18 protein-coding genes are annotated in these 21,088 nt (G+C 60.5%); 1 reads left to right on the top strand and 17 read right to left on the bottom strand.

Features of this window, described 5'->3' with window-relative positions; translation table 11 throughout:
* Window positions 1-117 precede the first annotated feature (117 nt).
* The 12 genes from LRP30_RS33330 to LRP30_RS33385 all read right to left on the bottom strand — a co-directional run bounded on the left by LRP30_RS33330 (window position 118) and on the right by LRP30_RS33385 (window position 14,832).
* Window positions 118-492 carry a hypothetical protein gene (locus LRP30_RS33330; protein WP_249757549.1) on the bottom strand — a complete coding sequence of 125 codons (375 nt, stop codon included), beginning with the start codon at window positions 490-492 and terminating at the stop codon, window positions 118-120.
* A complete protein-coding gene (locus LRP30_RS33335) occupies window positions 411-2,150 on the bottom strand; it encodes a methyl-accepting chemotaxis protein (protein ID WP_249757550.1) in 1,740 nt (579 codons plus the stop codon). Before LRP30_RS33335 ends, LRP30_RS33330 begins: the two co-directional genes overlap by 82 nt.
* Window positions 2,151-2,448: 298 nt before the next feature.
* Window positions 2,449-3,708, bottom strand: a complete 1,260-nt coding sequence (locus LRP30_RS33340) for a Glu/Leu/Phe/Val dehydrogenase (protein ID WP_249757551.1) — start codon at window positions 3,706-3,708, stop codon at window positions 2,449-2,451.
* 418 nt (window positions 3,709-4,126) lie between these two features.
* Window positions 4,127-5,524: an NAD(P)(+) transhydrogenase (Re/Si-specific) subunit beta gene (locus LRP30_RS33345; RefSeq protein WP_249757552.1), complete on the bottom strand. Its 1,398-nt coding sequence runs from the start codon at window positions 5,522-5,524 to the stop codon at window positions 4,127-4,129.
* A gap of 38 nt (window positions 5,525-5,562) precedes the next feature.
* A complete protein-coding gene (locus LRP30_RS33350; protein WP_235543528.1) occupies window positions 5,563-5,880 on the bottom strand; it encodes a proton-translocating transhydrogenase family protein in 318 nt (105 codons plus the stop codon).
* 11 nt (window positions 5,881-5,891) lie between these two features.
* Window positions 5,892-7,019, bottom strand: a complete 1,128-nt coding sequence (locus LRP30_RS33355; RefSeq protein WP_235543526.1) for a Re/Si-specific NAD(P)(+) transhydrogenase subunit alpha — start codon at window positions 7,017-7,019, stop codon at window positions 5,892-5,894.
* A gap of 639 nt (window positions 7,020-7,658) precedes the next feature.
* On the bottom strand, window positions 7,659-8,441 hold the full coding sequence (locus LRP30_RS33360; RefSeq protein WP_249757553.1) for an SDR family NAD(P)-dependent oxidoreductase: 783 nt from the start codon (window positions 8,439-8,441) through the stop codon (window positions 7,659-7,661).
* Window positions 8,438-8,758 (bottom strand): hypothetical protein, encoded by a 321-nt coding sequence (locus LRP30_RS33365; RefSeq protein ID WP_249757554.1) that lies wholly within the window; start codon window positions 8,756-8,758, stop codon window positions 8,438-8,440. Before LRP30_RS33365 ends, LRP30_RS33360 begins: the two co-directional genes overlap by 4 nt.
* A gap of 278 nt (window positions 8,759-9,036) precedes the next feature.
* Window positions 9,037-10,365, bottom strand: a complete 1,329-nt coding sequence (locus tag LRP30_RS33370) for an LLM class flavin-dependent oxidoreductase (protein WP_249757555.1) — start codon at window positions 10,363-10,365, stop codon at window positions 9,037-9,039.
* 64 nt (window positions 10,366-10,429) lie between these two features.
* Window positions 10,430-12,055: an ABC transporter substrate-binding protein gene (locus LRP30_RS33375; protein WP_249757556.1), complete on the bottom strand. Its 1,626-nt coding sequence runs from the start codon at window positions 12,053-12,055 to the stop codon at window positions 10,430-10,432.
* A gap of 217 nt (window positions 12,056-12,272) precedes the next feature.
* Entirely contained in the window at window positions 12,273-13,007 is a 735-nt protein-coding gene (locus LRP30_RS33380) for a GntR family transcriptional regulator (protein ID WP_249757557.1), read from the bottom strand.
* 304 nt (window positions 13,008-13,311) lie between these two features.
* On the bottom strand, window positions 13,312-14,832 hold the full coding sequence (locus tag LRP30_RS33385; RefSeq protein ID WP_249757558.1) for a porin: 1,521 nt from the start codon (window positions 14,830-14,832) through the stop codon (window positions 13,312-13,314).
* Window positions 14,833-15,159: 327 nt separating this feature from the next.
* Between LRP30_RS33385 and LRP30_RS33390 the strand changes: the two genes are divergently transcribed.
* Window positions 15,160-15,711: a MarR family winged helix-turn-helix transcriptional regulator gene (locus tag LRP30_RS33390; RefSeq protein ID WP_249757559.1), complete on the top strand. Its 552-nt coding sequence runs from the start codon at window positions 15,160-15,162 to the stop codon at window positions 15,709-15,711.
* A 99-nt stretch (window positions 15,712-15,810) separates the two neighbouring features.
* On the opposite strand, the gene LRP30_RS33395 is transcribed toward LRP30_RS33390, so the two are convergent.
* The 5 genes from LRP30_RS33395 to LRP30_RS33415 form a co-directional block, all read right to left on the bottom strand.
* On the bottom strand, window positions 15,811-17,019 hold the full coding sequence (locus LRP30_RS33395; protein ID WP_249757560.1) for a dienelactone hydrolase family protein: 1,209 nt from the start codon (window positions 17,017-17,019) through the stop codon (window positions 15,811-15,813).
* A 423-nt stretch (window positions 17,020-17,442) separates the two neighbouring features.
* Window positions 17,443-18,375 carry a 3-keto-5-aminohexanoate cleavage protein gene (locus LRP30_RS33400; RefSeq protein ID WP_249761891.1) on the bottom strand — a complete coding sequence of 311 codons (933 nt, stop codon included), beginning with the start codon at window positions 18,373-18,375 and terminating at the stop codon, window positions 17,443-17,445.
* A 153-nt stretch (window positions 18,376-18,528) separates the two neighbouring features.
* Window positions 18,529-19,407 carry an SMP-30/gluconolactonase/LRE family protein gene (locus tag LRP30_RS33405; RefSeq protein ID WP_249757561.1) on the bottom strand — a complete coding sequence of 293 codons (879 nt, stop codon included), beginning with the start codon at window positions 19,405-19,407 and terminating at the stop codon, window positions 18,529-18,531.
* Between the two features lie 22 nt (window positions 19,408-19,429).
* Window positions 19,430-20,218, bottom strand: a complete 789-nt coding sequence (locus tag LRP30_RS33410) for an SDR family oxidoreductase (RefSeq protein WP_249757562.1) — start codon at window positions 20,216-20,218, stop codon at window positions 19,430-19,432.
* A complete protein-coding gene (locus LRP30_RS33415; protein WP_249757563.1) occupies window positions 20,215-20,946 on the bottom strand; it encodes a GntR family transcriptional regulator in 732 nt (243 codons plus the stop codon). Before LRP30_RS33415 ends, LRP30_RS33410 begins: the two co-directional genes overlap by 4 nt.
* Between the last annotated feature and the right edge of the window lie 142 nt (window positions 20,947-21,088).

Genomic DNA, 21,088 nt, shown 5'->3' on the forward strand with positions numbered 1-21,088 from the left:
GACCGATCTCCTTGACTCCGCTCTTTCGCGCGATTTCATCTCGCTGATCATCGGCCTGCATTGACTGTTCCCGCACAAGAGACATTTTGGCTCGTCGATTGCTGCGCTGTAGGCCTCTCACGCTCGTCGCAAGGATGCAATGAAGCGGCTCAATTCAGCCTTCAACTTAGAACTGCTCTTGGACAGCGCCTGCGCCGACTGCAGGACGCCGCTTGCCGCTGTATCCGTGGTTCCGGCGGCATGGGCAACCTGGCTCATTCCGCTCGCAACCTCCGAGGTTCGCGCGGCGGTCTGCTGAATGTTCTGCGCGATCTCGCGCGTTGCCAAGAGCTGCTGTTCAACAGACTCCGACACAGCACCGGAAATCTGCGAGATGCGGTCGATCGTTGCCCTAATTGAAACGATTTCAATCACCGATTTGCGAGCGACCGACTGCATCGAGCCGATTTGCGCAGCAATCTCCGAGGTGGCATCAGAAGTCTGATCCGCCAAGCCTTGACTTCCTGCGCGACCACCGCAAAGCCGGTGCCGTATTCGCCCGCACGAGCGGCTTCAATCGTGGCGTTGAGGGCAAGCAGGTTGGTCTGCCGTGCCACCTTCGCTATGAGCCGAACGACGTCGCCGATGCGTTCGGCCGCTTCAGTGAGCTCGGACATCTGCCTGTCAGTCTGCGTCGCCTGGCGGACCGCCTCCAGCGCAATTTTCGAGGATTCCTGCACCTGTCGCCCAATTTCGGAGGCGGAGGTCATCATCTGTTCCGTCGCGGCAGCAATAAGCTGGATGCTGGAAGAGGCGCTGTCAGATGCTGTCGAGACGTGGCTCGAAACGCCGGTCGTGTGTTTGGCCGATTGAGTAAGGCCAAGTGCCGCGCTTTCAAGCTGGCAGGAGGCGTTAGCCACCGTCTCAATAACGTTACCGACGGCCGCCTCGAAGCCATCAGCGAGCCGCACGAGCTCCGCGCGGCTTCGCTCGCCCTGCAGGCGGTCGCGCTCCAACTGTTCGGCAAGGTCGCGCTCGGCCTTCTGGCGCATGCCGTGCTTGAAGTCCTCGACCGCACGTCCCATGTCTCCGATCTCGTCTTTACGATCAAGACCCGGCAGAACAATCTCGAACTGACCGGCACCAAGCTGACGCATCGCCGCCGTCATCCGTGAAATGGCACTGCCAATTCGATGGCCGAACAGCATCGCAAAAGTTGCGACCAGGCCCATCGCCCCAACCACCAGCCAAAACAGGAGATCGCGGGCATTTGCCGCGCGTAAGCCAGCCGCGGCGCTTCGGCGATCGGCTTCTGCGATCGCCTGTGCCAATGCCGGTCGATGGCTGCCATAAACCTTGGCAATATCCTCCATCTCATCGTTCAGCGACTGCTGGACCAACATGAAGGCAGAAAATGCGGCTTGATAGGACTTGAGAAGACCCTCAAGTTCGGCGCGAATACCCGGTAAGAGATCTGAAGCGGCCAGCAGCCCGGCGAACTCGGCGCCAGACTTGTCAAAATCCTGGCTGCATTTTTCTTCGCCGTGCAGCATGAAATCCTTCTCGTACCCGCGCATCGTCTCCATGAGCGCGGTCAACCTCGGCTGGTCGAGCTCGGCGAGCCGCCCTTTCAGCTGAAGCTCGGCCATGCGCAGCCCGCCCTGCAGCCCCTGCTCGCCGTTAAAACCAAGCGCGCGCTCGGCCGAAACGATGTTCTGAAACCGAGCGGCGTAGAGGTCGATCCCGCTCCGCAGTCCGGAGGAGCTCTTGAGAGGGTCGCCCTCAGCCAAACGCGCCGCAAAGGCTTCGATGTCGCCGAGCATCGCCATTTCTTGCTTGAGCAGCTCCGCATGGCGCTCAATCATTGCATCGTCGCGGCGACGCAGGAATTCGGTCGTCACATGTTGCGATTCCAGAAAGCTTTGGGAGAGCGCCTCAAACCGGTCACGGACGCGAGCGGCCTCGTCCGCATCGCCCTGGACCTGCGCTGCGCGATTCAGCCCGACCAGGCAAATGGAGCCGGTCGCAATGACCGCGATGATGCCGAGCAGGCCGATCTTTAATCGCAAGGAGGCACTGAATGTTCGGTTGGCCAGACTAGGCAGCTCGAGCAAACGCCACAATGAAGTGCGTTTGAACGTGAGCGCGCGAAGCGTGAGAGCTGAGAACAATGCTTTCTTTCCTTCTAAATGGCGCGGCTTGCCAATCCTGCGGACGATGAAACACTGTAAGACGCGAGACAGTCACTCAACGCTGAAGAATGCTGCTGCCGATGTCGGCAGCGGCCCAGCCAAGTCTAGGCGAAGTGGCAGACAGATCGGCCTGCCAGTCGATTGGGTGTATCGGTGCTCGCAAAGAAAACCATCAGGACGAGAGCACAGGCCAGTTGGAGCTCGTCATTCAAGTGGCTTGGTTAGCGGCATCATATCGGGGCCCACGGCGGTTGCACGCAAGGGAAACACTAGGTTGTTACGGGAACAGTCCGCGTGTTTCCTTGGCACCGCGAACACGCTCGACGCCTATTGCCATGGCCGCGGTGCGATTGAACAGATTTTCGCCTCTACTTCGCGCCAGGACGCGATCGAAGGCGCGATCCAGGAGCTGATACTCCCGGCGCATGACTTCCTCCTCCTCCCAGAACAAGCGCTGAAGGTCTTGCACCCATTCAAAGTAACTGACGACAACACCTCCCGAATTGCAGAGAATATCAGGAATGACGAACACCTCGTCCTGGCGTGCTTCCAGGATTCGGTCGGCTTCCGGCGTGGTCGGTCCGTTGGCGCCTTCGGCAAGGATCCGGCAGCGCAGCTTAGCGGCCGTTCCAGCGTCGATGACCCGTTCGACGGCAGCCGGAACAAGCACGTCGCACGGCACGGTCAGGATCTCCGCAGGATCGAGAGCGAGCTCGTTGGAGTAGCCATCAAGGCTTCCTTGCGAGGAAGCGTGCCGGACAAGTTGTGGTATGTCGAGCCCCCGAGGGCGGTAGAGCGCGCCGGTGTGATCGCTGACCGCGATCACTTTCACTCCCATGTTATGCAGCTCAAGCGCAGCGATCGACCCGACGTTTCCAAATCCTTGAACCACGGCCGTTGAGCCATTGAGACGGATTTTGAGCTCGTCTGCAGCGCGCCTGACCAGATGAGCCACACCCCGTCCTGTCGCTTCACGGCGGCCGAGCGTTCCACCGGCGCTGACGGGCTTGCCCGTCACGATCTCGGTGACGGTTTGGCCCTGGTACATCGAATATGTGTCCATGAACCAGGCCATGATCTGCTCGTTCGTACCGAGGTCAGGAGCCATAACATCGGTGTGCGGCCCAACGAACGGGATCATTTCCTGCATATAACGGCGCGACAGCGCCTCAAGCTCGCGCTTCGACAAGGTCGAGGGGTCGACATTGATTCCGCCCTTGGCCCCGCCATACGGCAGTCCGACCAGGGCACATTTCCAGCTCATCCAAATGGCGAGTGCTGCAACTTCGCCGAGGTCGACCGTGGGCGCGAACCTGGTGCCACCTTTTGTCGGGCCAAGCGTCAAATGATGCTGTACCCGGTAGCCCTCGAACACCGCGGTCGTGCCATCATCCCGGTGAATTGGACACGATACTGTGACAGATCGCTTCGGCAGCAACAGGCGCGGTCTGGCATCATCCGGTATGCTCAGGTAGTTCGCGATCACCTCGAATTGCTTTACGGCCATCTCGAACACTGGCCCACGATATGAAGTCACGCTAGCTCCTCAAGCTGGATATGAAAAAATTGGATGCTCATGCGTCCAGACGCTTTTGACCCTGAACGCTGATGTGGTTTCGGGAGGTGGAGATAGTCGCGCCGTTACCGCAAGAGTGCAGCTTGCGCTCACGCCCAGTAGAGGACCAATGCAACGACAGCGAGATTGATGAGAGCGGCCACGATCGCCAGCAACCAAGTGGTCGCAGGCGAAAGGTCTGGAGCATCTTGCGACTCTGGTATCCAAAGGGGCGGCGGCGGCATCTCAATGTCTCCGAAAGCTTGCATTGCAGCGGATCGAGCAAGCAAGATGAAATTGCCTCATGGCCATTAGGCGAGCCAGTCCCTCAAATCTAGGACGCGGCCGCGCTGATCTTGATCAAGGGTCGATAGGCTCCGAACCATGCTTAGCTCCTCGTTCACATCGCCCTGACGATGTTCTCGGTGACCTTCTTGGCGTCGCCGAGCAGCATCATGGTGTTGTCGCGATAGAACAGCGGATTGTCGATGCCGGCATAGCCCGACGCCAGCGAGCGCTTGATGAACATCACGGTGCCGGCCTTCCAGACCTGGAGCACGGGCATGCCGTAGATCGGCGAGGTCTTGTCCTCCTCGGCCGCCGGGTTGGTGACGTCGTTGGCACCGATCACGAAGGCGATGTCGGCCTGCGCAAACTCGGAGTTGATGTCCTCGAGCTCGAACACCTCGTCATAGGGCACGTTGGCTTCGGCCAGCAGCACGTTCATGTGGCCGGGCATGCGGCCTGCGACCGGGTGAATGGCGTATTTCACCTCGACGCCTTCCTTCTTCAGGATGTCGGCCATCTCGCGCAGCGCGTGCTGGGCCTGCGCCACCGCCATGCCGTAGCCGGGCACGATGATGACCTTGGAGGCGTTCTTCATGATGAAGGCCGCATCATCCGCGGAACCGAGCTTGGCGGGCTTCTGCTCGCCGCCGCCACCGCCGGCCGCGGCGGTCTCACCGCCGAAGCCGCCGAGGATGACCGAGATGAAGGACCGGTTCATCGCGTGGCACATGATGTAGGACAGGATCGCGCCCGAGGAGCCGACCAGCGCGCCGGTGATGATCAGCGCGGAATTGCCCAGCGTGAAGCCGATGCCGGCCGCGGCCCAGCCGGAGTAGGAGTTCAGCATCGAGATTACGACCGGCATGTCGGCGCCGCCGATCGGGATGATCATGAGCACGCCGAGGGCCAGCGCCAGGATGGTGATCATCCAGAAATCGAACGCGCCGCCGGTGAGGACGAGACGAACGATGAAGAACACCAGCGCCAGAGCCAGAGCGATGTTGATGATGTGGCGGGCGGGCAGGATGATCGGCGCCCCGCTCATGCGGGCAGACAACTTCAGGAATGCGATCACCGAGCCGGTGAAGGTCAGCGCGCCGATGGCGACGCCGAGCGACATCTCGACGAGGCTCTGCGGATGGATGTTGCCGGGGGTGCCGATGTCGAAAGCCTCGGGCGCGTAGAACGCGCCGGCGGCGACCAGCACCGCGGCCATGCCGACCAGCGAGTGGAAGGCGGCGACCAGTTCCGGCATCGAGGTCATCGGCACGCGGCGGGCGATCACCGCGCCGATGCCGCCACCGATGGCGATGCCGACAATCACCAGCACCCAGGCGAGACCGTCTGCCGGCGGATGGTTGGCAAGCGTGGTGGCGACCGCAATCGCCATGCCGATCATGCCGAACAGATTGCCCTGGCGCGACGAAGCCGGGCTCGACAGCCCGCGCAGCGACAGGATGAACAGCACTCCCGCCACGAGATACAAAAATGCAGAGAGGTTGGCGCTCATCTCAGGTCCCCATTATCCCATCAGCCCGAGGTGGCCGCTTACTTCGATTTCTTCTTGTACATCGCCAGCATGCGCTGGGTGACAAGGAAGCCGCCAAAAATATTCACGCAGGCGAAGATGAGCGCGACGAAGCCGAAGCCGCGCGCCCAGCCCGAGCCGCTCGAGATCATGCCGACGCCGACCGCGAGCAGCGCGCCGACCACGATCACCGACGAGATCGCGTTGGTGACGCTCATCAGCGGCGTGTGCAGCGCCGGCGTCACCGACCACACCACGAAATAGCCGACGAAGACGGCGAGGACGAAGATCGACAGCCGGAAGATGAAGGGGTCGACGACCTGTGCAGCATGCTCCATGACGGGTCTCCTTAAACCTTCGGCTGGAAGTTCGGGTGGACGACGGCGCCGTCTTTCGTCAGCGCGGTCGCCTTGACGAGCTCGTCGTCCCAGTTCACGGCGAGCTTCTTCTCCTTCTTGTCGACCATGGTCTCGATGAAGGAGAACAGATTGCGGGCGTAGAGGCTGGAGGCCGAGGCGGCGACGCGGCCGGCGACGTTGGTGTAGCCGACGATCTTGATGCCATCGAGATCGACGACCTCACCGGCCTTGGCGCCCTCGACATTGCCGCCGCGCTCGACGGCGAGATCGACCAGCACCGAGCCGGGCTTCATCGACTTAACCATGTCGGCGCTGACGAGCTTCGGCGCCGGCCGGCCCGGGATCAGCGCGGTCGTGATCACGATGTCCTGCTTCTTGATGTGCTCGGCGGTGAGCGCGGCCTGCTTGGCCTGGTACTCCCTGGACATCTCCTTGGCGTAGCCGCCGGCGGTCTGCGCGTTCTTGAACTCCTCGTCCTCGACGGCGAGGAACTTTGCGCCGAGCGATTCCACTTGTTCCTTCGTCGCGGGGCGCACGTCAGTCGCGGTCACGACCGCGCCGAGACGGCGCGCGGTCGCGATCGCCTGGAGGCCGGCGACGCCAACGCCCATCACGAACACTTTTGCGGCAGGCACGGTGCCGGCCGCGGTCATCATCATCGGGAAAGCGCGGCCGAAGGCCTCGGCGCCCTCGATCACGGCGCGGTAGCCGGCAAGGTTGGCCTGCGAGGACAGCACGTCCATCACCTGCGCGCGGGTGATGCGCGGCATCAATTCCATCGCGAAGGCAGCGACGCCGGCATCGGCCATCGTCTTCAGCGCCGCCTCGTTGCCATAGGGATCCATGATGGCGATGACGAGCGCACCGCGCTTGTACTGCGCAAGCTCGGAGGCTTCGGGACGCTTCACCTTGATGATGATGTCGGCATCCTTCAGCGCATCGGCGCTGACGATGGCCCCCACGGCGGTGAATTCGGAATCCGGCAAGCCCGATTTGAGGCCGGCGCCCGGCTCGACCGCGACCTCGGCGCCCAGCGCCTTGAATTTCTTCACCGTATCAGGCGAAGCGGCGACACGCGGCTCCGACGGATCGATTTCCTTGGCAACGGCGATCTTCATGAAACCTCCCGGCGAGCGCCGTCTGTCTTCGTCCAGCAGTCGTCCGAGCGCGCCGGCCTGCAGAACGCCCGAATTGATTCGTAGTGATGACTTGTTCGCACTGAATATAAGACTCACTTGGCAGACTCTATCGAGGGCCCTGCGCCGTCCCTTGGGGGCACCGAGCCTTTCAAGCTCTCTCGACCGAGATCGACTTTATGCCCCCCGAGTCGGCCCGATCTGCCGATCACATTCTCAGTCTATCCGCTCGTCCGAATGAAGAGACAATGTTAGCGGCGCGTCATTTCATGACAGGATCACCCTGCCTTGCGCCGAGCCGGGATACCGTCCTTCGCGTCACGCGTGCAACGAAAGCTAGCTCACAATCAGGCGCCAGTGCTGCGCGCAGCCGCCGATTGTGCGTCACATCCCCCCGTCCCATTGCACCTTCCCCTCGCGTCCACGGGCAAGCTAACATCGGGAAGGCGTCGTTTCTCGGCGATCTGACGGCCTTCGTTGGAAACTAACGGTGAAATTCCACGAAAGATTGGAGGTGAGCGAACGATTTCTGCGAGATACGATGAATTTAGACCGCGCAATCGAATCAGCGTCGGAAAGCACCTCCACCGAATGTGGCGCGCTCCTGGCGCAGCCGCAGACCTAACCCGTCGTCGTGAGGTTGAGTTTCGGCGTGCGCGGCAGCGATCGCCCGCCGTCCATGACGATTGATTGTCCCGTCACCGCAGAAAACTCCGATGTACAGAGAAATGCCACCATCCGGGCGACCTCCTGTTCTGTGACCAGTCGCGCCATCGGTGTTTCCATGACGACGCTGGCCTTGTAGTCGGCCATCGTATCGGTACGCTCGCTGGCGATCTGGCCGGGCACGATCGCATTGACCGTGACGAGCGGCGCAAATTCGAGCGCGAGGCACTGTGTCAAATGGATCAAAGCCTCTTTGGCAAGCCCGTATACCGAATGCGACCTCGCGTAGGCCGAGGTTGCGCTCACATTAATGATCCGGCCCCAGCCCATTCGCTCCATGCCTGTGATCGCGCTTTGAGCAAGCTGGTACGGAGTCCTCAGATTCACCGCCATGACCGTCTCCCACTCCGACAGGGGTAGTGAGCGAAACGGCGTATCTGAATAGGGACCCGCATTGTTGACCAAGATGCCTAAGGCTCCCAATCGCTCTGTGACCTGGCATACAAGCGCTGCCGCCGCTTCTGGATCTCTCAGGTCAACCGGAAACAACGTCGCTTTTCCACCGATCGCGGCGATGCGAGCGACAATGCTTTCGCCCTCGCTTAAAGCACGCCGGCAATGCACCGCGACACGCGCCCCACGCCGGGCGAGCTCGAGTGCGATTGCAGCGCCGGCGCCTGACGAGGAGCCGGTGACAAGGGCGACCTTGCCGTTGAGATCGCATTCGCCCGCACTCATGGATCGATTCTCCTAGACCAGATGAACTTCAGCTTCGACTCGTCCAGATACCTGTCGTGTATCAGGTCGATCAGATCCTTGGCGGATGTGGCCAGCTCCGCCTCATAGGCGGCGCGATCGGTCACCTCGATGCGCTCGATGTAATCCCAGGGGCCGCCGTCGAACGGCACCGGCTCCGTCAGGCGATGAATCCGATAGCTGATGATCGTCTTCAGCTTTGCTGTAAACGGATAGTCAACCTCGCGCTCGAAGCGTTCGTATTCGTCCGGGTCGACACCGGGTTTCAAGGCGGTCAGGACATAGACCGTCGTCATCATTTACTCCTCATGAATATTGCTCAAAGAGGACGAGCGAGCTTTGACAGCCTCGAAGCCAACCATCCGCCAGGAGATTTTAATGTTTGGATCAGCGGGCGCCGATAAAGTACTTCTGCGCGTCAAGAACGAGCCATTCATCTTCACCATCCCGCTCGTCTCCGGCGCCGAGCTACACGCGTAATCCGTCACATCCCTGGCCATGCTTCGATCAGCGCGGCGCAAAGAGGCCCGCGAGGAGGTTGCCAGTCCTCTTTTGTGAAAAAAGGTTGGCTCGAGGCTTATGTCTGCCCTTCGCTCGACGCTTTCGCGAAAGCTGCCTTGACCGCCGGCCAAACTTGCGTTCCGAAGCGCATGATCACGTCTTCGTAACTGACGCCAGGAGCCGGAACCGGAAAGATGTTGAAGCCGGTGACGCCGGCGCGGCGAAGATCAATGACGTGCTGGGTCACCTCTTCGACAGTCCCGCAGAGGGTGAGAGCGTCGACATGGCGGTCGGTTACGAGAGGAAATAATGCGGCGAACGGGGCGACGCCGGCAGCATAAGGGACCGGACCAATGGCTTCGACGACCTCTTTTGGCAACGTAAGTCCCTGTGTCTGAAGCGTGTAGAACCGCGAAGTGGCTTGCGCAATGATCCGCGTCACTGAAGGGCGCAATATATCGCGCGCCTGCTTACCGTCATTGGCGATACAGCAATCAAGGCGCGCGACAAGCTTGATCTCGCCCGGAGAACGGCCGGCCTTCGTCGCTCCCTCGGCGACGGCCGACGCGAAGGCCTTTGCTTCTTCGACAGAGCCGCACCCTTCCATCATCACGCCATCGGCGACTGCGCCGCCCATTTTCTGACCAAGCGGCCCATTGCTCGCGACGCGAACAGGGACGCGCGCGCGCGGCGGCGTGAAATTCAATCGGCCGCGGTGAAATTGAATGATCTCGCCCCGGTAGTCGACTTCCTGCCCGGCCATGAGCTGACGGATCAGATCGACGGCTTCGCGAATGGCGAGAGGCGGCCTGCGGGATTGGATCCCGAGTTCAGCGAAGCCGGAGACGCCCGCTCCGATGCCGAGAATGGCGCGGCCCTCCGAAATTTCATCGAGGGTGCCCAGGGCCATGGCGGTCAAAGCCGGGTGGCGCGCGAACGGATCGGTCACGCAGGGACCAAGCTTGACGCGCGAGGTTTGCCCGGCCAGATACGACAGACACGAGTAAGTTTCCCGGTAGAAGCGCTCATCCGCAAGCCAGACGGTTTCAAATCCGCTCTCTTCGGCAAGCCTGGTACGAGCGGCAAGGCGGGACACCGGTTGGTCGCCGAGCATCAACAGTTCTATCGACATGAACGTCTCCGAGAATTGCCTCCGTCCGCGCCAAGCAGCTGATCCGGCCGAGAGGTGATGAAGAAAATGGCTTGACTTGCCGCCTCGCCGATCCCGCGGCCAGGTCCCTAACCAGACGACGCATCCGATCTTTGGGACGAATGCGCAATGACACCGAGCGACGCATTCGGGCCTCGCCATGGCGCCGGCCTTCACGACGGCGGGATTAGCGCGCAACAGATAGACGAGCGGAAAGCCGATCACGCCGACGCCGAACAGGGTCGGCGCCAGCAAAGCGCTGCTCGGCGAAGCACGAAGCGAAGTACGACATGACTTTGCCAGCGCGTCCAGGCCGCTCTCAGCTCAGTTTCATCTTGTTGAAGCGCTCGAAGGAATCCCAGTACTTCGCAACGCCCGCGAGCTCGGAACGCGTCACCCTCGCCCAATTATCATACCAAAGCAGACCCCAGGTCGCGTCATCCAGAAGAATCTTCTGCGCCGCCCTGACTGCGGCCATGCGCCTCGCTGCATCAGCCTCTCGGATATTCTCGTCGATGATCTTGTCGAGCGCAGGATTGGCGTAGCCCCCCTTGTTGGTCGCGCTAGCCTTGCTGTGGAAGTTCCAATAGAGGTGATAGAATGGGTCGTTGATCCAGGACTGCCACGATTCGATCGACAGCTCGTGCCCGCCGCTCGATGACAGTTGGCGGAAGGTCGCGTCAGTCTCCTTCTCGATGATGACCCGGAATCCGATCGTCTCGAGTTCGCGCTGAATCCATATCGCGGCTTGCTCATGCGGCGCATAGCCGACACGCACCGCGAGCTTGACCGGGATCGGCGCAGAGCCGAACCCCGCTTCCGCCATCAGTGATTTTGCTTTGGCAACATCATAATTGTACGGCGAGAGCGAACCATCATAGCCGGGCGTTTGAGCTGCGATCGGGCTTTTCATCTGTTCGCCATAGCCGTAGAGCACGTTCGGGATGATCGCGTGGATCGGCATTGCGTAGTTGATCGCCTGACGGACCTTCACGCTATCGAACGGTTTTTTCTTCAGATTCATGCAGAGGAAATTGCAATTGGTGTCGGGCAACGACACGACATTGAGGCCGGGCTCGCCCTCAAGGCTCTTGAGATTCTTCGGCGACATCGAGTTGGGTCCGATCACCATGTCGATGGCCTTGCGTTTAAGCAGGAGAATCCGGTCCGCTTCATTCGCCGTGGATTTGATGACGATGCGCCTGAAATAGGGGCGCGCACCCCAATAGCCTTGGGTGGCTTCCAGGACTACTTCGACACCCGGCTCGTTTCTGACGGGTTTGTAGGGCCCAAGCCCAGCCGTATTTCGCTTGAGCCATTGAGAGGCCCAAGGATCGTCGGCGGTCGCGTGCAGCTTGATCTCTTCGGGATCGAGAAGTGCGTTGTTGGACAAGGCCAGCACGTCCAGCAACATGCCACTTGGCGCCGGCAGGTTGATCGCAAAGGTGCTATCGTCGCGCACCTCGAATTGATCTGCTTCCGTGACCCCGATCATGGTCGGAAAGATGAGGCGCATGTAGCCAGAGGATTGCAATCCACGGTCAAAGAGATATTTCACCGCGTTCGCATTCACCGGCCGGCCACTCTGAAACTTCAGGCCACGACGGATCTTGACGACAAGGGTTTTGTTGTCGTTCTCATATGTCCAGCTTTCGCCGATGCCGCCCGTGAAAACACCGGGCTTGGAAATCGCAAGGTTGGGCAATCCGGCGACTGACTCTGCACCCCAGCCCAGCACCGTGTCGTAGATGTTTGCCTGAACGATATAAGCGCCGTCGGACTTGAACTGCGCCGGATCGAACGAATCGACATCCGTGCCCCAGGCGACCGTGAGCGTCGGAACATCCTGTGCATTTGCAGACCCGGTACAAAGGCCCGGCGTGAACATCGCAGTTCCGCTTGCCGCCACCTTGAGAAAGTTGCGGCGTGATTGATGTCCAAACATTCAAGTCCCCCTGCGTAGATTCTGGATTTGCGTGAACAAGCTCGAATGACGTGGATAGTTCTGTCGCGTGCGCACGAGCCTTCGAAGGCGCTCCAGCAAAGGAGCGACCCAGAAGGTTCCGCTTGCGTCCGCACAATCGACGATCGCGGAGATAAAAGATGCGACTGACGTGCTCAGACGCACAGCTCGGCATAAAGCAAGAACCGCTGCAGGATCCTCAGCCAGAGGCGCTTCCGCGCCTGCCTTTCGGAGTAGCAGCCGATCGTTTCTTTTCAGGTCTGTCGATAACGCGCGAGAGGCAATTGGCCGCCTGCATGATGTCATCGGTTACAGCCGCGCGGGCGGCGGGGCCGTCGCGATGCGTCAGCGCATCAAGGATGCGGCGATGAGCATCCATGGAGCGGCGCAGGTGCGCGGCGTCGGGCGCAACGAGCACGAAGCACGGGCCAATCAAAACCCAGAAATTCTCGACCGCACCAAGGATGATGGGTGCTTGAGCGATCTCATAGATCCGCCTATGAAAGGCGAAGTTCGCCGATAAATAATCGGGCACATCGACCGCATCGGCCGCTGCCTGGAGACGATCATAGACCTGAGCGATCTCGCTATCATCAACGTCCGTCATGCGCACTGCTGCGCGCTCGGCCAGCAGCCCCTCAAGCGCCACTCGTGCATCGCGCACGTCGCGTAATTGCGCCGCTGACAGATGAACTACGCTCAGGCGCGCCGTGTCGCTGAACTCGAATGCACCTTCAGCCTGCAGACGGCGCAGCGCCTCGCGCACCGGCATCGGGCTCGACCCCAGCGCCTCGGCAAGTCCGCGAATTGTCAGCCTCTGGCCCGGCGCGAAGCGGCCGGCCATCACGCCATCACGCAAATGTCGGTAAACCTGATCTGCCATCGAATCCCGGGCAACGGACGGCAGTGGCGGCAGCGGATTCTTGTTCTTCACCTTCGCGGGTCCCCCCAATCTTTCATTTCGGATATGTGATCACAAACTCGCGTTTACGTCAAGTTTGCAGGCTGACCGCTTCGTCTTTTTCGAACGTGAAGTCCGAGAGTTGGCGGGTTATCGGTCAACGAGAGACTTCGGGCAGGACGCGAGTGGCAAAGCACCGTTCGCCCCGCGGATCGCGGGCCCATTTCAAAGCCGGTTCTTAGAAAGACCTCCGGCGGGCATGCCGGAGGTCTTATTGGAGGTCAAAGTCGGTTCTAAAAGCGTCTTCCTTTCTCCTTCAGGCTAGTTGCAAAACGGATCACCAATTGCGCTGGGCTCGCAGGAGCAAACTCACCGTGCTCTGGTCCTTCAACTCGTAGGTAGCGCCGGGTTTGGCGATACCCGTCTGCGTCGGTAACACCACAGTGCTGCCAGCCGCGTACTTCTGGTCGAGCATGCTGTATGCCAGATCGGCTGAGAAGGTCAGGTTTTTGACCGGAGTCCAGCGTGTGATCACGCCTGCGACCGCATAGTTAAAGTCGGGGTTGCAGCCGGCCGCGCCGCTCGAGAGCGCAAGGCCGGCGACGAATGCACCGCAGATATAGCCTTTCGCTGTGCCATTGTATCGTGCTGCAGCCCACGCACCGTAGATGCCAGTGTTCCAGTAAGGATCCCAATTATGGGTATAGCCGCCACGGAAGCCATAGGTGCTGGTCAGTTCCTGGCCGGAGCCGGTCACGAACACTGAGTCGGCGAGACCGGCAAGGCCGACGCTCTGGTAGGCCCCCGCAAGGCTCGAGCCGCCGTACATCGCGTAGTTGGTGGGCACGAGGTCCTGGAAATTGTAGCGGCTTGCGCCATACGTATAAACGCCTTGCAGGTTGATGGTGTCACCCGGACCTGTCGGAAGATTCTTGATTGATAAAGCCAGTTGACCCGCCCAGCCCCATTTGCCGCCGGGATGACCGGTCGTCTCATCGGCGCCGTAGTAGGCGGCGTGATTGTCATGCGCTGCAACCGAGGCCTGGAACAGGCCCCAAGCCTGATCGACGCGAAGCATGGCGACAAGGTCAGGAGAGCTTGCACCGGCAATGTCATTCGCGCCGTACGCGCCTGTTGCAAGACCAGCCACTGTCGCGCCGCTGATGTTCCAGATATTGGTCGTGTAGTATTGGACCTGATCCTGCGCCGAGAATGATGCAGTGATACCCTGGCCGAAGTCAGCCGTGTACGTGAACTGATTCACACCTGTAACCGCACCGCCGCCGCCTGGCAGACCGTCAAAGTTGTTCGCGGGGTAATTGATCCAGGGCGTTGAGAACTGGGAGATGGTCTTACCCATCGTAAACCCGGCGAACTGGATGAAGGCCAGATAGACACCAACTGATCCACTGGCGATGCCGGTTCCGCCGTAAACGGTCGAGCCATTTACACCGCCTGTGCCGACACCGGTATAGCCGCCCGAGCCCCAGTCGAACACGCCATCGAAGAAGGTGCGAAGCATACCGTATTGTGTCGCGGTGCGCGTATCGATCGTCAGATCTTCACGAGCATTGGTGGAGTAGTAGTTGCGCAGGCGATTGCCCGCTCCGGGCGCACCATTCACCGCGCCCTGCGTGTAGATCGAGTTGGTGTTCAACGCCGCATCAACGCGCAGATAACCTCCGAGCTTGATGCAGGTGTCAGTGCCGGGGATGTAGTAGAACCCGGCGCCATAAAGAGAGCAGACCTTCACGTATTCAACCGGCCTCGCCTTGGTCGGCAGGTCGGCGCCCTGTGCACCCCCCATCAAGCTGAGCGCAGCGGCCGAACCGCAGAGCATTCGGATAAACGTCTTCATAAAGCCCTCCAAAATTTTCGGCGGCGCTCCCCCATGGGCGGTTGCCGGAGAATGAACCCAAGTTCACGACTGTTGCTTTTCGTCTGGCGCATCGACGTCTTCGCCATGCGCGAATGGATCGATCTGCTTGACGTGCGACCAAGGGTCGCCCTCGTCACGGCAGGGTATTATATAAGTTACTTATATATGCAACTGATATAAGTTAGCAAAGCGCTTGATCGGAAGAGGGTCGTGACATTCATGCAACACCGATTGCGCTGCACTGTTGCTGTGTCTTGCAAAGCGGGTTAGGTAAGTAAGCGAAATAATGAAGAGGAGGTCTCGGATATGTCCCGAGATACGACCCGGCAGCAGCCCTCGCCCAGCGCGAAAGGTCACAGGACAAGCAAGCAGACCGCGCCGTCAGACCGAATTATCGGAGAAGTCGGTTGGGACATCGCGGCAATCAATGTGCATCTGGAGGACATCCGGCGTACGTGGGCAAGGGCGCTTGGCGTCAGCGGCCCTCAATGGCTGATCCTGATGGCGATTGGGGATCTGGACCAAGGAGCGGGCGTTTCCGTCGGAGATGTGTCTGCGAAGATCAACGTCCGCTCACCGTTCGTGACCGCAGAAACCAAGATGCTGGAAAAGGGAGGCTTCGTAACTCGCACCGCCTCCCCCGCGGATGGCAGGGTCGTGTTGATGTCGCTGACCGAAAAGGCTCGTAAGGCGATTACAAGCCTTGCAGCCAAGCGCAGAAAACTAGATGAGACGATCTTTGCAGATCTTGGCCACGAAAGGCTGGAAGATTTCAGAGAAGTGCTTTCGACCATCAAGCGCAGAATGGAGAAAGTGGCCCTTCAGCTCGAGCTGGATGCAAGCAAGCCTGACGTGTGAGTGGCTATCTTACACGACGCCAATTCGGCTCTGAAGAATTTATGAGCAGATTGTGCAGGCTCAAGCGCGAGAGCGATTGATCCCGATTGAATTCGTACTCTAGGCGCTCGACGCAGTGCGAGTATCATTGACCGCCAGCTGCGGAGCGTTCTTTAAGCAATTCTTTCGCGTTGGAATGGTAGGCGCCTGGTCCTTTCGATCTAGGCGCAGCTTGTCCCTTAGCCAATCGAAGATAAACTGCCGCCCAATGCTCGGATTGTCGAGTTGCCGGTGCGATGAACCGGTCTCCTCGCCGCTGAAGATCTTGAGATCCATGGGTACGCCCGCGGCGCGGCAGTGCTCATGCAAGGCAGTGATATCCTCCAGCCTGACGTAGTCGTGCTCTCCCACAACGACCAGGGATGGACATTTGATCTGACGGGCAAGCTTACAGGACGGGGATCGTTTTATACCTGCACCGAACAGGCTGGCAGTGACATATCTTTGCTCGAGATCTTCCCAAAATCCGCCGTCGCAAACGGCGGCAGCCCACCTCATTTCAGTTGCCGCCACGCGCGTGGCAAGGGCTCCTCCAAGACCATCGCCTATCAAGGCGATTCGCCTCGGATCGACGTCATCGCGGCTAAGTAGATAGTCCAACCAGCGGCGTAGAGCCATGTCTTGATAATGGTGAACTGCGGAATCCTGAAAGCACTCGATCTCTTGCGGCAGATCGATAACGAGCAATGACAAGCCGCTCGCAATGGCATGAGATTGAAATCTCACCAACAGGTCTTCTTTGGTATCTCTTTCCTCTCCGAACGCCACGACCACCGGGGATTTGCGTGGCGCGGCGGATGAACGAATGAGATAGCCTTGGAGCCAATCGGTGCCGAAGCGGATCTCCAGCACCTCTCCGCGCGGAGACAGCAGCTCCAGGAACGCTTCAGCACATGACCGGGCGATGCGAGACAGTTCGGCGATTCTCGGATCGCTGCGAATAAGAAAGGCGGAAGCTGTGCGATAGTAGTTCAAGGCGCGCAGCCATTCGTTCCTTGCCGTTGCAAAGTGGCCTTTTGCGCTTGACAGGCGCGCGCGCTTTGCGATCCGGTCGGCTAAGCCACGCCACTCACCGAGCCAGCTCTCGTCGTCGCCGACAACGATCTTGCCCGCAATCATGAGGCACTCGGACACGAAGCTTGCGCCCTCTTGGGCATCTCCCAGCAGGCGTCTCAGCTGCGTGCTCTCGACCTCATGATCCGGCCAGTGGGTCCAGCCGTCAGCGTCATATCTGGGCGAGCAGTGGACACTTTTCGCCTGTTCTTGCATCACCCTGCCCTCCCTGTTAGGCCGCGTAGAACGCCTTTGTTCTTGGCGGTCGATCATTTTTTTCATCCGAGCGCTGAATTGAGCACGTGGCGACATGTCATATGGTACGGCGCGCGCTTGCGATGCTATTTGAACTCATGCTCGAACCAGAAGACGCGACGATGTATGCCGGTTGGTCAGATTGGATCGCCGTGGGCTCGGCGCGTGCGACGTGAGACCATTTCGTGTTCGACTACGCCCGGCGGAATCTAGCTGATGACGCCGCACGCGCTTACTGCAGAGAGCCAGGCGCGATTCACAGCGATATCGCTACACCGAGCTCTCCGGTCGTCGCCTCCGGGCGCTGATCGGGAGCCGCCGGCGGGTGTCGTCAGAGCTGGCGCCGGTCTCATTCGCGCAAAGGGCGCCACACAGATCGGACGGTCAGAATCCGACATCGCTCGTCCCTTTCAGCTTCAGCATGGCCCGAGCCTCGTCCGGCGTTGCCGCCTCTAAGCCGAGTCCTTTCAGGATCGAGCGGGCTAGCCTTACTTGCTCCGCGCTGGAGGTGGCGAGCTTGCCGGGTCCTGCCCAAAGACTGTCCTCGAGTCCCACGCGGATATGGCCGCCCATCGCTACGGCCATCGCGCCTATGCGCATCTGCGCGGCGCCAGCGCCGAGTACCGACCAGACATAGTCATTGCCGAACAGCCGCTCGGCCGTGCGGCGCATGGTGGCGATGTCCTCATGATGCGCGCCGATCCCGCCGAGCAACCCGAAGACGGACTGGATGAAGAACGGCGGCCGTACAAATCCGCGGTCGACAAAGTGCTTAAGATTATAGAGGTGGCCAACATCGTAGCACTCGAATTCAAATCGCGTGCCACCGGGCGCGCATAGTGTGAAGACCTGCTCGATATCGGCGAAGGTGTTGCGGAAAACGAGGTTGCGTGAGGACTCCAGATGCTCGCGTTCCCACTGGTGGGTGAATTCGTGATAGCGCTTGAGCATGGGGAATAGGCCGAAATTGAAGGAGCCCATGTTGAGGGAGGCCAGCTCGGGCCTGAAATGCCGGGCGGGCTCCACGCGTTCGGCGACTGTCATGAATGGGCTGCCGCCGGTCGTAATGTTGATCACGGCCCCCGACCTGCGGCTCAACTCCGGCAGAATCTTCGCAAATCCTTCGACCGATTGGTCCGGCTGACCGGTTTTCGGGTTGCGTGCATGCACATGCAGAATCGCAGCTCCCGCTTCCGCAGCTCGCACGCCCTCTTCGATGATCTCCTCCGGTGTCACCGGGAGGTGCGGGGACATTGAGGGCGTGTGGATCGCGCCGGTCAGGGCAGAAGTGAGAATGACCTTGCCAGTCCTGGCCATGTGAAACCTCCAGATCAAATCGGTGATGGTAAGTGGCGGCCGCGGCATTTTCGGCTTTGATGGCAGGACAGCCGCCAGGATCAAGGGTGCCACCGCGCTTGCGCACGATGGATCTCCTCGCCGCTGATTGATGATGAAGCAGCTTTTCGTGGGTCAGCTGGCGAACCGCGGCTCCGGAATGCCCTGGACGCCAAGCCCTTTGATTGCAAATAGGGCCCCGCGCTGCTGTCCGTCATCGGGAAATCGCGGCAAGGGTGGCTTCGCCATGGAGGTCACGTACAGAATGTCGAGGTCGGGACCACCGAACATCACGCTCGTGACCTTGCGCACCGGCATCTCGATAACGCGCTCAACGCTGCCGTCGGGCGCGTAGCGCACGAGCTTTCCATCATAGACGAGCGCTTGCCAAAGAAATCCTTCTGCATCGACCGTGGCGCCATCGGCAGCACCGCCGTTTGAGCGATCAACAGGCGCGAAACGGCGCCGCTTGGTGGCAGCGCCGGTCTCGATGTCATAGTCGTAGGCCCAGATTTCCCCAGTCCAGGTGTCGGCGAAATAGAAAATCCGGTCGTCCGGGCTCCAGCACGGCCCATTGGACACGATGATCTTCTCGTCCAGGACGTGCAGCGAGAGATCGGGATCGAGCCGATAAAGGCGGCCGGAGGCCTCATCCTCCAGCGTATCCATGGAACCGAAGACGAAACGCCCGCGGCGATCGACTTTGCCGTCATTCAACCGATTGCGCGGCAAATGCGCCTCCGGTGCCGCGATCAGCTTCAGCTCCCCGCTCTCCAGATCGAGATCATGTACGCCGGATTGCAGCGCGACGAGCGCATGCGTACCGTCACGACGAAGCGCCATCGAGCCGATTTTCGCCCCTACATCCCAGGCGCGAAGCTCACGTCCATCTGCGGTCGCACGAAAAATGCGGCCATCGATACTGTCTATCCAGTACAGACGCTGCTGCTCGGTGTCCCAAAGCGGGCCTTCGCCAAGCGTCGTCTTCAGATCCGCTATGATCTCGATCTGCAAGCCATCCCCCCAATCTTACGGTTCACAGGTATTCCACATTCCCGTCGATGCTGATCGCCTGGCCAGTCACATTGCGTCCACCTGGCGAGCAAAGGAATAAGGCCATGGCTGCAACGTCCTCGGCCGTCACCATGCGACGCAGCGAGATCTTCTTGAGGTATTCCTGGCGCATCGCCTCGTAGCCGGTCTGGAGCTGCTCCGCGCGCGCGCGGATCACGCCCTCAATGCGCGGGCCCTCGACGATACCCGGCAAGAGCGCATTGACGCGGATGCCGTCGGGGCCGAGCTCGGCGGCAAGCGATTTGACGAGCCCAATGATGGCCCATTTCGTTGCGGCGTATGGGGTACGCCAGGCATAACCGAGGCGGCCGGCAACGGAGGCCATGCAGAGGATTTGCCCATAGCGAGATTGGCGAAGCATCGGGATAGCATGATGGGCGAAGCGGTACTGTGCATTGAGATTGATATCGATCGTTTGCCGCCAGTCGGACTCTGAAATGGCATCGATTCCGCCGGTCGGTCCGGCAATACCTGCATTGTTGATGAGCACGTCGAGCCCACGCCAACGCGCAGCCTGCGCGCGAAAGACGTCGGCGACCGCGTCGCGGTCCGATACGTCGGCCTTGGTGGCAAGCACCTGCGGATGTTGATTGCGGAAGGTTGCAAGCGCATCGTCGTTGATGTCGCAGATATGCACATGCGCACCAGCCTCAACGAAGGCACCGGCAAGTGCGGCGCCAATACCCGACGCGCCAGCCGAGATCAGGACGCGCAGCTCGGGATGAGGCACAAGACGCTGCAGCACGCTCATGCCGGTCGCCCCCGTCTTGGAACGGCCGCGTCGCGCTCGTTGCCCGCATTGTCGAGAATGCGGGACAGACAATTGGCGGCCTGCATGATGTCGTCTGTCACTGCAGCGCGTGCGGCGGGCGCATCGCGGTTCAAGAGCGCATCGAGTATCTGGCGGTGCGCGTCCATGGAACGCTGCAGGTGGGCAGCATCGGGAGCAACGAGCACGAAGCACGGACCAACGAGCAGCCAAAAATGCTCGACGGCGCCGAGAATCGCCGACGCCTGTGCGATTTGGTAGATCCGCCGGTGGAAGGCGAAATTGGTCCAGAGATAAGTGCGGCCATCGACTGCATCAGCGGCGCTCCGTAGCCGGCCGTAGAGTTGGGTCACCTCGGCATCATCGGCGCGCGTCATACGCGAAGCTGCGCGCTCGGCCAGCAGCCCCTCGAGGGCTACGCGCGCATCGCGCACATCCCGGAGCTGTGCCTCAGACAGCCTCCCAACGCTCAGTCGCGCCGGACCGCTGAATTCGAAGGCGCCCTCGGCTTGCAGACGGCGCAGGGCCTCGCGTACCGGCGTCGGGCTTGAACCCAGCGCATCGGCAAGACCCCGGACAGTCAGCCTCTGACCCGGCGCAAAGCGTCCGGCCATCAGACCATGTCGCAAATGCCGATAGACCTGATCCTCCATCGAGTCCCGGACAAGAGGCGGCAATGGCAGCAAGGCGATGAGATTGCGCGATTCCAACGTCTCCTCCGCGTTTGAGATATGTGATCACATTGTGAAAATTCCGTCAAGTATCGATCGGCGTGCCTGTCGGGTATTCCGAATGGCGCGGTGAGGCAGTTGCGGCCCGGCTCCAGCACCAGTAAAACGCCTCGTAGAGGAG

Source organism: Bradyrhizobium sp. C-145 (assembly GCF_023375135.1).
GTDB classification, from domain to species: Bacteria; Pseudomonadota; Alphaproteobacteria; order Rhizobiales; family Xanthobacteraceae; genus Bradyrhizobium; species Bradyrhizobium zhanjiangense.